Genomic DNA, 12,661 nt, shown 5'->3' on the forward strand with positions numbered 1-12,661 from the left:
AAAATCAAATACAATTTACTATGAAGCATCTACTAATTTTAGTTACTATAATTTCACTTTTTAATTGTAAAAATAAGTCTACACCAACTGTGGACTATACAGATGAACAGCTAGATGTTACAACATCAGTATACCCAGAAAGCATTACCAAAGTATTTGATGCCCATGGAGGCGTCGATACGTGGAATGCAATGCAGTCTTTGGTATTCACCATGAAAAAGCCTAGTGGAGATGAAGTTACAACTACAGATTTAAAAAACAGAACATCTTTAATTGAAATGCCAAAACATACCATTGGATTTAATGGAAAGGATGTTTGGTTAACATCTAAAGATACTACGGCTTACAAAGGTAATCCTAAATTCTATTATAATTTGATGTTCTATTTTTATGCAATGCCATTTGTGCTAGCCGATGATGGTATTATGTATGAAGAAACAACACCATTAGTGTTTGAAGGACAAACCTATCCAGGTATAAAAATAGGGTATGAAGCTGGAATAGGTGAATCACCAGAAGATGAATACATTTTATATTATAATCCCGAAACTTATAAAATGGAATGGTTAGGCTACACTGTTACATTCTTTTCAAAAGAAAAGAGTAAAGAATTCCACTTTATAAAGTATAGTAATTGGCAAACTGTAAATGGATTACTGTTACCCGAAACTTTAACGTGGTACAAGTATGAAAATAATTTACCTACCGAAAAGCGTAATGATTTAAAGTTTACGGATGTTAAACTATCAAAAGAAAAATTAGACGCTTTTATTTTTGAAATTAAAGAAGGTGCAACAGTTGTAGAATAAGAAAAGGGCTGTTTTAAAAGCATCATTCTGAATGCTAACGCTTTTAAAACAGCCTACTTTATTACTCGTTTGTATATTTTCCTGAATAACGCTTCCACAGTTCTGTTTGATGGGTTTCTAAACTTATCATCCTACCATCTATAAACGCATGTGTTAGTTTGTTTGTTCTCATGTCTAGCGCATCACCTTCACTAATAAATAAAGTGGCACTTTTGCCGTTTTCTAACGAACCATATGCATCATCAATTCCTAAAATTTCTGCTGCATTTAGGGTAATTAATTGTAAGGCCACTTCTTTATCTAATCCGTGTGCTGCAACTGTACCTGCATAAAATGGTAGATTTCTAGTATTCATACGTTCCATTTGTCCGTTGGCTTGTAGCGCTACCTTTATACCTTTTTCTACTAATAATTTTGCTGATTTATACGGTAAATCGTAGTCGTCATCGTCTTTATTAGGCGTACTATGTACACGATTTAGTACAACGGGAATATTGTTAGTTTTTAAGACATCTGCTACCATATGGGCGTCTCTAGCACTAACTAGAACAACGTTTTTTAAATTATGAGAATGTATAAATGTAATGGCATCTAAAATACCTTTTTCATCATCTACATTTATATATAATGTTTTAGAACCATTAAATATACCGGCTAAAGCCTCAAAAGGTAAGTGCTTAGGTTGTTTGTTGCTGTTTAAATAAGCTTTGGCCTCATCAAAATAATCAGCTAATGTTTTTGTGTGTTTACTATAATCTTTGTTAGGTTTTAAACCAGGGTCTTCACCCATCCACCATCTGCCTTGGGTAAAGTTATTTGGCCAACTCATATGTATGCCATCATCTACCTTAACTGCAGCATCTTCCCAATTCCAAGCATCGAACTGCACTATGGATGAGGTGCCAGAAATACGGCTTCCTCTTGGTGTAATTTGTCCTAGTAATACACCATTTGGTCTCATAGATTCTACAACTTTAGATTCTGCGTTGTATGCAATTAAACTTCTAATATGCGGATTCCAAGTACCGATTTCAGCATCATCATCTGTGGCCCTAACAGCATCGATTTCAACCAAACCTAAAGTAGAATTAGGAATAATAAAACCAGGATAAACATGTTTGCCCTTAGCATCAATAATTTTTCCTTTGCGAGCTATTTTAGTGTTTGCACTTCCTATAAAGGTAATTTTGCCTGCTTCAAACATAATTAAGGCGTTATTGATAACTTTTCCATTTCCTAAATGGGCAGTGGCGCCTTCTATGGTTATGGGTTCGCTTTGGGGTTTCGCTGGTGTTTGTTGTGCGTTTAAGCCATTTAATAATAAAAGACATGTAAGCACTATATATAGATTAAATAGTTTCATAATTTTTTGTTTTAATTAATTTGATATTCAACATAATCACAGTGCATATGTACTTTCTTTTTCTGCTTAATGGCTTGTGTTTTTTCACCTTTGTTCTTAGCCTTTAGCATTTCGTTTATAAGTATACGTTTTTCCTTGGCTATAGCTTTACGCATAGCTTTATCGCGTTCAATATCAAAATAAGTAACACCTTCAATAATAGTTTTTTCTGCTTTTGTGTAGACCGACATGGGGTGGTCGCTCCATAATACTAAATCGGCATCTTTACCAATTTTTATACTGCCAACGCGGTCGTCTATATGTAATAGTTTTGCAGGGTTTAGCGTAATAAATTTCCAAGCGTCTTCTTCACTCATACCGCCATATTTTACGGTTTTTGCAGTTTCTTGGTTTAGGCGTCTAGACATTTCGGCATCATCGCTATTTATAGCTACAGTTACCCCTTGGTTGTGCATAATAGCTGCATTGTAAGGTATTGCATCGTTTACTTCGTATTTATAAGCCCACCAATCACTAAAAGTAGAGCCGCCAGCACCGTGTTCTGCCATTTTATCGGCAACTTTGTAACCTTCTAGAATATGGGTAAACGTGTTAACAGTAAAGTTGAATTGTTCAGCAACCTTCATTAGCATATTAATTTCGCTTTGCACGTAGGAATGACATGAGATAAAACGCTCTTTGTTTAAAATTTCTGCAAGAGTTTCTAGTTCTATATCTTTTCTATAAGGTTTACCGCTTTGTTTCAATGCATCATAAGCTTTGGCGCGCGTAAAATAATCTATATAAACTTGTTCTACACCCATTCTGGTTTGAGGGAACCTACTTTTGCTATTGTCTCCCCAATTGGATTGTTTTACGTTTTCACCTAGGGCAAATTTTATGAATTTTGGGGCATTGTTATAAATATAATTATCGGCAGAAGCTCCCCATTTTAATTTAATAATCGCCGAACGTCCACCAATAGGATTTGCGGAACCATGCAATACTTGAATGGAAGTTACACCACCCGCCAAATTTCTATATATATTTATATCTTCATCATCAATAACGTCTTCTATACTTACTTCGGCTGTTGAATTGTGTCCAGACTCATTAACAGAGCTTGTTGCAATATGCGAGTGTTCGTCTATAATGCCAGAGGTTAAATGTTTGCCGGTAGCGTCAATAACTTTGGCACTGGAGTTTGAAAGGTTTTTTCCGATTTTAGCAATTTTTCCGTTTTTAATTAATACATCGGTATTTTGTAAAATTCCCTCAGCTTCGTTAGTCCATACTGTAGCATTTTTAAATAATAATGTTTCTTGCACTGGAAGTGTTTCAAAACCATAAGCCATATTTGGATAGGTGATTTTAGAAATATAATTGACTTTAACGTCTTTATTTTTATCTGTTTTAGAATTGCTTTTATCTATTTCTGCTGTTTCCTTTTTAGCAAGGAAAGTGGTTTCTGTGCCATTTGGTAAAATAGCTTTACCTTGTAAAGTTATATTTTCTTTAACTAAGGCTGCTACTCTAATAAAATCTTGTGTTGTAGTGTCTTTTGTTGTCATTGAAAGATGAACCCAATCATCAGCATATTTTATTTGAGACCCCAAGGTTACATTGCCGGTTGCAACTTTAGATTTTAGCTTAGGCGCATCACCCAAGATCGTCATTTTATAAGTGTCGCCATTTAAACTAAATTCATAATCTCCAGAAATATCTTTTTGGTTCATATCTAAAATAACGTGCTGTTCTCCTTGCACCCAATTTTCATAGAGTTTGGTTTTTTTATCAAAAATGTCACCCGATGTTATTAAAAAATTAGCATAGGTACCAGCGTTTAAAGAACCTATCTTAGAGGCTTGTCCCAATAATTTTGCAGGCATACTTGTTAACGCTTCCAAAGCTTTTTCTTTAGAAAGCCCGTATTCAATAGCCTTTAATAGCATTGATTTGAATTTTTCTGGCGATTTTAATTTGTGTGTTGTAAGTGCAAAATTAATACCGTTTTCCTCTAAAATTTTAGGGTTATTGGGCTCTTGGCTCCAAGCTTTCATATCGCTTAGTTGTAAGGCATCGGTTAAAAACGGATTTTCAACATCATAGGCTTCCCTAAAATTTACAGGAATAATAAAAGCAGCATTGGTAGCCTTAATTTCAGGAATACGTTCATACTCATCGCCACCACCTAAAATAATATATTGAATATTAAACAAATCGCCAATTTTATCTGCTCTTAATGCATTGGTTTTACTGCCAGCTTCAAAAATGCTTACCAAATTTTTATTGGCGTTGTAGGCTTCAATAGATAAGTCTTTGGTTTTACTCATGCCTTTAGCATACCAATCGGCATCATAATAAAACTGTCTCAATAACGCTATACTCCCCATAATAGAAGTAGGATAAGCCTGTTTAGATAGGGCACTTTTGGTGAACGATAAATGTTGAGCAGATTTAGCGTTAATAATGCGTTGATCGTTACCATCATTAATGTTTAATGCAACAAGAACTCCTGTACCTCTATGAATACCATCGTGTATATGTGTGTTAACCACGCCAAAACCAGCTTTTAAAAGTTCGTTTGCAGATTTTGCATCAAACTTAAACTGTTCCATAGCGTGTTGTTCTGGCATTATATGGTCGTTCCAATAGTAGCCTGTTCTACTAGCGTCGTATTGAGGTTTATCGCCGCGGTTTCTTGGTTGTCGCTTTGGCTTATCTATACCAAAACTAGAGTATAGGTCTATAAATGAAGGGTAAATATGTTTACCTTTTACATCAATTATTTTTGCATCTTTTGGCACTGTTACATTGGTGCCAGAAGCTACAACTTTACCATCTTTAATGAGCAGCGTGCCACTTTTAATGGATTGATTGTGTGATACATGAATAGTTGCATTTATAAATGCTGTAGGAGCGGAGCTAGTCGTTTTTACGCCGTCGTTTTTTGGAAAATACTCTTGTGCATTAATAAGCAGTGCACTAAAGAGCATCAAAACGGCTAAAGTAGTTTTAGTCATTCTGTGTTTTTAAATTTTTCCCCTAAATATAAGCGATAATAAAAAACAAGGCGCAACCATGTTAAAATTTAACATTTACAAATCATGGTTTTCTAAATAATTCACCAAAAGTGCTACCACATAACTGTAGCTTTCCATACCTTTAGATTGGTTGTTGGCTTTTAAAAAATTGCTATAAAATAATTTAAAAAATGGCTCTAACGGATTTTGGTGTGCTTCCCAAAACAGTCGGGATTCTTCGTAATTTTTTCTAATTCCAATATTAACATCGGCTATTACATCATCAAACAAGCACACGTCGCGTCTATATATTTCACCTAAGCAAAACCGTAACCCAAAAGTTAATCCGCAGTATTTAATGTATGCGTCGTTGTTGTTTGTAGCTGCCATAAACCCAATAAAATTGGCTTCATTTTCTGCAGCATACCCTAACTGGTGCGCAATTTCATGAGAAGTTGTTGTAGGGAATTTGTACATAGGAATCCTACCATTTATATGCGCTTCATTCGTTAACGGGTTTAAATAACCACTAAACCCCATATATGTTAACGGATAACTAAAAAGCGATTGTTTAGCGCTTTCTGGGTGGTATTCTAAATTTGGGAAAATACGTTTTAAATTATCATATCCATTTGGTATCATTTTAAAAACAGTAGCTTTATTGTAAGGCACATCTACCTTAACGGTATCATTTTGGGTAATGTTTAGGTGTAGTGCATTAGAGGCTACAATTAGTTTTTCGGTTACCCGTAGCAATTGTTCTGTAGTATAATCGGCTTCTAAATCTAAATTTTTATGCAATGGTAGGCGGTAGTAATTTATCCCCCAAAATAAATGAAACGCAAAATAAATTAGCGAAATAGCTGCAACTACATCAATCAGCCAATTTTTAAAATCGGTTTTTAAGCGTTTTATGTTTTTAAAACACCACCATATTATATAGCCGCCACCAAGGCCATATACCAAATCGCCAAACGAGAAGGGCAACCACCCTAAAACAAACCTAAATATTTTAGAAAGCGTTTGGTAAAGTCCTTCGCTGTAATATTGCTCTACAAATTCTGGATAGTACGACAGTAATTTTACCAATAACACCTGCGGAATAAAACACAGCGCAAGCACTAATTTTTTGTGTTTTAGCATGTATCAAAAATACTAAAAATTTGTACCCAATTGCAGTTGTATGTGTGCTAAAGTTTCTTCCTGCTTTCCACTATATCTTTTGTTTTTGGCATTACTGCTTAGGTAGGCGTTTATACCAATATATCATCCAACCTCATTATTTGGTCTCATTAATGCAAATAAACAAAAGGATGCCGTTGCAATCAGGAGTAGCTGCCAAATTCTGTGTCTTCTTACAATTATTATATTTAGACCTGTCAGGTTTTTAAAACCTATCAGGTCTTTCTATCTTTGTGAAAACAATTCCTAAATTATGAGCCAAGAAATAAGACAACTAGAACCCAAAGCACTTTGGAATAAATTCGCCGATTTAAATGCCGTACCACGACCTTCAAAAAAAGAGGAACGCGTAATTGCATTCATGAAAGATTTTGGAAAAACCCTTGGTTTAGAAACCATTGAAGATGAGGTAGGAAATGTTATTATTAAAAAGCCAGCAACTGCAGGAATGGAAAACAGAACCACCTTGGTGATGCAGTCGCATTTAGACATGGTGCACCAAAAAAATAACGATACAGTTTTCGATTTCGATACCCAAGGCATAGAAATGTATGTAGAAGGCGATTGGGTAAAGGCCAAAGGGACTACGCTTGGTGCAGATAACGGATTAGGCGTGGCAACAATTATGGTAATTTTAGAAAGTACCGATATACCACACCCAGCAATTGAAGCCTTATTTACAATTGATGAAGAAACTGGCATGACCGGAGCTCAGGGTTTAAAAGAAGGCCTGCTTTCAGGCGGTATTTTATTAAACTTAGATACCGAAGAAGATGACGAGATTGGTGTAGGATGCGCAGGAGGTATAGACGTAACAGCCACTAGAACTTACAATGAAGAAAACACCCCAGAGCATAAAATAGGTTTTGAAATAACTATAAAAGGTTTGCAAGGTGGCCATTCAGGAATGCAAATTCATGAAGGCTTGGGTAACGCCAATAAAATTTTAAACCGTTTGCTATTTGATGGTTTTGAGAATTTTGGACTCAGAATTTCAGAAATTGATGGTGGTAGTTTGCGCAATGCCATTCCTCGCGAGAGTAAAGCCATTGTTGCTATTGATGCTATGCACGAAAACGCCTTTTTATTAGAGACCAATTTAATGTGTAATGCCATAAAAAAGGAATTAAGAACCATGGAGCCAGATTTAATCATCGAGGTCTCTAAATGCGATACACCAGAAAAAATTATGGATTTGGGCGTACAAGAAGGGTTTACCAGAGCCATGTATGCAGCCTTCAATGGCGTTTATAGAATGAGTGCCGATATTCCCAATTTGGTAGAAACCTCAAACAATATTGCTAGGGTGGTAGTTAAAAACGGCAATATTAAAGTGGGCTGTTTAACTCGCTCTTCTGTAGAAAGTTCTAAAATAGATTTAGCCAATACGCTAAGGGCTACCTTTGAATTAACAGGATGCGAAGTGGAATTCTCGGGAGATTATCCAGGGTGGACACCCAATATGGATTCTGCCATTTTAAAAGTTATGACAAAAATTTATGAAGACTTAAATGGAGAAAAACCACATGTAGCAGCATGTCATGCAGGGTTGGAATGTGGTATTCTAGGGCAAAATTATCCAGATATGGATATGATTAGCTTTGGGCCAAATATTAAAGGAGCACATTCCCCAGATGAACGTGCTCAAATTTCATCGGTACAAAAATATTGGAAATTTGTTTTGGAGATTCTAAAGGCGATACCTAAGAAGTAAAGTAGAAAAAAAGCGATTTGTTTAGTGCTTACGGATATTACTCACTTTAATGTTTAATATTAAATATTAATCATGGCATACTGATTTTTTTAAAAACTGATAATTTTAAAGTTACATCAGTCTGTTTTTTAGGGTTAAGGCACAGGATCGTACCCAGAACCACCCCAAGGGTGGCAACTAAAAATACGTTTTAAAGCTAACCAGCCTCCTTTAACTAAGCCGTGTTTCTGTAAAGCTTCTTTACTGTAGTTAGAACAGGTAGGTTGGTATCTACAAGTTGCAGGGGTTAATGGCGATATAAGTGTTTGGTACACTTTTATCAAAAATAAAAAAGGTGCAATTAGTAGTTTTTTTAACATGTTATTTGTAATTCCTTCGAAAGAGGGAATCTTATGCTTTATAGTTGGAATTTATAATAATAGATTCCTGTATTTACTTCGACTGTGCGCTTAGTGTAGCAATTGCAGGAGAGACAGTTAGTTTACAGAGAACGTCGTCCCGTCTTTACCATCTTTCAATTGAATGCCAACTTCTGCTAACTCATCTCTAATTTTATCAGACATGGCAAAGTCTTTATTTGCTCTGGCTTCTTGTCTTAGTTTTATTAATACATCTACGGCTCCAGTTAGTTTATCTGTGCCAGAGCTTGTTTCAGCTTCATTACGTAATCCTAAAACATCAAATACAAAAGCGTTCATTGTATCTTTTAAAAGCCCTAAATCTTCAGCAGTTAGCGTTTCCTTGCCCTCCTTAATCTGATTGATGTATTTAGTGGCTTCAAATAATTGAGCGATTAAAATAGGGGAATTAAAATCGTCGTTCATGGCATCGTAGCACTTCTGTTTCCAGTCTTTTATTTTAATGCTTGATGTTTTTGAAGTATTGAGTTTTGGTAATAGGTTTATTGCTTCCATTAGGCGGTTATAGCCTTTTTCGCTTGCTTTTAAACCATCATCGGTTAAATCTAAAACACTTCGGTAAGACGATTGCGCCATAAAGAAACGAATAACGCTAGGTGAGTAGGCTTTACTCATTTTGTCGTTATTCCCAGATAGTAATTCGTTGGGATTTATGGTGTTTCCTGTAGTTTTAGACATGCGTTGTCCGTTTAGCTCCAGCATATTGGCGTGCATCCAATAATTAACTGGCGATTTCCCTATGGCTGCTTCATTCTGTGCAATTTCACATTCATGATGCGGAAATTTTAAATCCATACCGCCACCATGAATATCAAATGTTTCGCCTAAGTATTTCGTGCTCATTGCGGTACATTCTAAATGCCAACCAGGAAAGCCATCGCCCCAAGGCGAAGGCCAACGCATAATATGTTGTGGTTCTGCTTTTTTCCAAAGCGCAAAGTCTTGCGGATTTTTTTTGTCGCTTTGTCCGTCTAAAGCACGGGTATTATGTATTAAATCTTCAAGCTTGCGCTTGCTTAGTTTGCCATAATCGTTAGTTTCATTAAACTTATGTACATCAAAATATACCGAACCATTAATTTCATAAGCAAAACCGTTATCTATAATTTTGTTAATCAACTCTATTTGTTCAATAATATGGCCGGTTGCGGTTGGCTCTATACTGGGAGGTAAAAAGTTTAAGGTGTTTAGAATGTTATGAAAATCTACAGTGTAGCGTTGCACCACTTCCATAGGTTCTATTTGTTCTAAACGTGCTTTTTTAGTGATTTTATCTTCGCCAACATCTGCATCATTTTCCAAATGGCCAGCATCGGTAATATTCCTTACGTAACGTACTTTATAGCCTAGGTGCTTTAAATAGCGAAATATCATATCGAAAGACATAAATGTTCTTACATTGCCCAAATGTACATTGCTGTAAACCGTGGGGCCACAAACATACATGCCAACATGCCCTTCGTTTATAGGTTTAAAAACTTCCTTTTTTCCTGTAAGGGAATTGTGTATTTTAATTTGGTTTGATTGATATAATTGCATATTGATTGATTTTGGCTAATGCCTAAAGACTAAACAACGAACATTAAAACTGAGTATCTAATTGAATGTAATCTAAAAATTCACGACGCGTAGCCATATCTTTAAACTTACCACCAAACTCTGAAGTTACAGTACTGCTTTCAATATCTCTAATGCCTCTAGAGTTAACACACAAGTGTTTTGCATCAATAACACAAGCTACATCTTTAGTGTTTAAAACGTTTTGAAGTTCTTTTACTATTTGAATGGTAAGGCGTTCTTGTACCTGAGGGCGTTTAGCAAAATAATCTACAATACGGTTCATTTTAGATAATCCCACAACCGTTCCGTTAGAAATGTAAGCAACATGGGCTCTACCAACAATAGGTAATAAATGGTGCTCGCAGGTTGAATATACTGTAATGTTTTTTTCAACGAGCATCTCACCATATTTATATTTATTTTCGAAAGTTGATGCGCTAGGTTTTCTTTTAGGGTCTAAACCGCCAAAAATTTCTTTTACAAACATTTTTGCTACTCGGTTTGGTGTGCCATTTAAGCTATCATCAGTTAAATCTAGACCGAGTGTTTCCATAATATGGCGCACATCGTCTTTAATGATGTCTATTTTTTCTTCATTTGTAAGCTTAAAGGCATCACTGCGCATTGGTGTGTTCTCTGAGGAACCAATATGTTCATCGCCTAAGGCATCAAAATCTTCTAAATTGTCAAACTTCATGATTAATAAGTGAAAATTGAGTTTGCAAAGATAAGCATTTCTTGATTTTAGCTTACACACGCAGTGTTAATAAAAAGCGAAAGAAAAAGATCCAATGGATTTTAGATTCGTTACGTTCTATTTTTAATGTTGTGTTGGCTTTCACTATGTTCTTAATTATCACCAAAATTTAGTTATAAATACTTGATAATTATAATTTTATAGGTTATTAACCCTGTTTTTAATTCTAGTTTAATTACATTTTTAATAATTAAAAAAGCTTGAACTTTTGGGGTTCAAGCTTTAATTATATGTTGTTAATAATAGGTTTAAATATTAAACCCTAGTGTTAATGTAATATTAGAATTTTGTCTATCTATTGTTGCAGCATCAATTAAACCAATATTGTATAATGGTGTTTGGTCTGTGCGTTTCCATTGGTCGTAAGTAATATCCAATCTTGTATTTCCAAAGTTGTACCCAAAACCTAGTGAAAAGCCGTTCAAATCTCCAACAGTTGCGCCATCTACATAGGGACTTTCTTCAAATCTATAACCACCTCTAAAACTAAATTGTTTGTGTTTGTATTCACCACCCAATCTATAAGTGGCAGCAGTAGTTAAGATATCACTAATATCTGCATTTAAGCCTGTAAAATCTCTGTCTGGCCTAAATTTAGTGGCACCGTAATTTTTTGTAGAATAGTCGAAACTAATTAAGCCCTTTGTTCCAAATACATAGGCTGCACTTCCAGTAAATCTAGAAGGTGTTTGAAGCCTATACGACGGATAGATATTTATAACTTGCGGATTGATGTTTACGTTAAAAGGTGCACCATCGTCTCCTGCCGTACCTAAAAACTGAGACGTTTCTTCTTCAATGGTGTACCATGTTGGAGAATCGTAAGTTAAGCCAACGCGAAATTCGTTAGTTAATTTTAAAATACCACCTAGTTGAAACGAAAATCCTGATCCTCTTGTTGATAAGTTGTTTTCAAATTCCACATCACTTACTATAGAGCCAACATTGTTATTACTTTCAAATAAAAGCGTAGAACGATCATAATCTATAAAATGTGAATTAAGGTTAACACCTAAATATAAATTATCACCATATTGTGCAGCTAGGTTTACAGCTATTTTTCCGTTATATCCAGTAGAACGGTAGGTGTAATCGTGATTGAAATTACCTTCAGCTACATTTAATAAATAACTTGTATTGTCGTCTGCATCAACTTCAGGCTCTAGGATAAAAGATTCATAACCCAAAAATGCCTGTTGGTGAACAAAACCTAAATCGGTACCTATATTTTGGTACGCTTGGTCTAATGTTTCGTTTGGAAACGCAGAGATTTCATCTAATCGTAGTCCATTTGCATAATCAAAGAAATAACTACCAATTGTATTGTTAAAATTGTTGCTGTTTGTGTTAGTGCCTACAGCAAACCAACTATCATCAAAATTATTAGTTCTATCGTAAGCCACACCAACAGTAAACTTTCTCCAAGGGGAGTTGCTGGTATTTTTAAAAACGAACGATGCGCCACCTTGTGTTAAATCGAAATTAGAATCGTTAGTGCTTCCTGTACCGTTAAAATATCGTGTATCGTTATTTAGCTCAGCATTTCCTACTGAGAAAGATGCGTGGCTTTGACTAAATACAGCAGAACCCGCAGGATTAATGCTAACGGCACTCATATCGCCCCCAAGGGCACCAAATGCACCACTTAATGCTCTAAAACGAGCAGTACCTTGAATGTTATCTTGAGAATACCGTAACGCGTCGCTAATATCTTGACCATAAATTGTAGACACAGATAGTAAGCCTATACATAATAATTGGAGCTTTTTCATATGTTTAATTTTTTCGTTGTTCAATTGGCAAAGGTAACCCGAGGAAGTTTAAAATAATCATAACCAAATAGCTTCATGATTAT

Annotated in this window: 9 protein-coding genes; 2 read left to right on the forward strand and 7 right to left on the reverse strand. The window is 35.3% G+C overall.

The features are described from left to right. The first annotated feature begins 20 nt into the window (after positions 1-20). A complete protein-coding gene (locus tag CLV33_RS13250) occupies positions 21-809 on the forward strand; it encodes a DUF6503 family protein (protein WP_105474325.1) in 789 nt (262 codons plus the stop codon). Between the two features lie 61 nt (positions 810-870). Here the strand turns inward: CLV33_RS13250 and CLV33_RS13255 are convergent, their stop codons facing one another. From CLV33_RS13255 to CLV33_RS13265, 3 genes are all read right to left on the reverse strand, one after another. Continuing rightward, positions 871-2,172: an amidohydrolase family protein gene (locus CLV33_RS13255; RefSeq protein WP_105474326.1), complete on the reverse strand. Its 1,302-nt coding sequence runs from the start codon at positions 2,170-2,172 to the stop codon at positions 871-873. 11 nt (positions 2,173-2,183) lie between these two features. Further along, positions 2,184-5,174, reverse strand: a complete 2,991-nt coding sequence (locus CLV33_RS13260) for an amidohydrolase family protein (RefSeq protein WP_244906436.1) — start codon at positions 5,172-5,174, stop codon at positions 2,184-2,186. 75 nt (positions 5,175-5,249) lie between these two features. Then, entirely contained in the window at positions 5,250-6,317 is a 1,068-nt protein-coding gene (locus CLV33_RS13265) for a DUF3810 domain-containing protein (protein ID WP_105474327.1), read from the reverse strand. A 292-nt stretch (positions 6,318-6,609) separates the two neighbouring features. Here CLV33_RS13265 and CLV33_RS13270 point away from each other — a divergent pair, with 292 nt between their 5' ends. Next, entirely contained in the window at positions 6,610-8,070 is a 1,461-nt protein-coding gene (locus tag CLV33_RS13270) for an aminoacyl-histidine dipeptidase (protein ID WP_105474328.1), read from the forward strand. Positions 8,071-8,204: 134 nt separating this feature from the next. Here the strand turns inward: CLV33_RS13270 and yidD are convergent, their stop codons facing one another. The 4 genes from yidD to CLV33_RS13290 all read right to left on the reverse strand — a co-directional run bounded on the left by yidD (position 8,205) and on the right by CLV33_RS13290 (position 12,578). Beyond that, complete coding sequence (gene yidD / locus CLV33_RS13275; RefSeq protein WP_042242741.1) at positions 8,205-8,429, reverse strand: membrane protein insertion efficiency factor YidD; 225 nt, start codon at positions 8,427-8,429, stop codon at positions 8,205-8,207. Between the two features lie 117 nt (positions 8,430-8,546). Further along, entirely contained in the window at positions 8,547-10,028 is a 1,482-nt protein-coding gene (gene cysS / locus CLV33_RS13280) for a cysteine--tRNA ligase (RefSeq protein ID WP_105474329.1), read from the reverse strand. Positions 10,029-10,071: 43 nt separating this feature from the next. Continuing rightward, positions 10,072-10,746, reverse strand: a complete 675-nt coding sequence (gene folE / locus CLV33_RS13285; RefSeq protein WP_042242745.1) for a GTP cyclohydrolase I FolE — start codon at positions 10,744-10,746, stop codon at positions 10,072-10,074. Positions 10,747-11,054: 308 nt separating this feature from the next. Continuing rightward, the gene (locus CLV33_RS13290; protein WP_105474330.1) at positions 11,055-12,578 is read right to left on the reverse strand and encodes an OmpP1/FadL family transporter; all 1,524 of its coding nucleotides are present in this window, start codon (positions 12,576-12,578) and stop codon (positions 11,055-11,057) included. Positions 12,579-12,661 lie beyond the last annotated feature (83 nt).

Source organism: Jejuia pallidilutea (genome assembly GCF_002973595.1).
Taxonomy (GTDB): Bacteria; Bacteroidota; Bacteroidia; order Flavobacteriales; family Flavobacteriaceae; genus Jejuia; species Jejuia pallidilutea.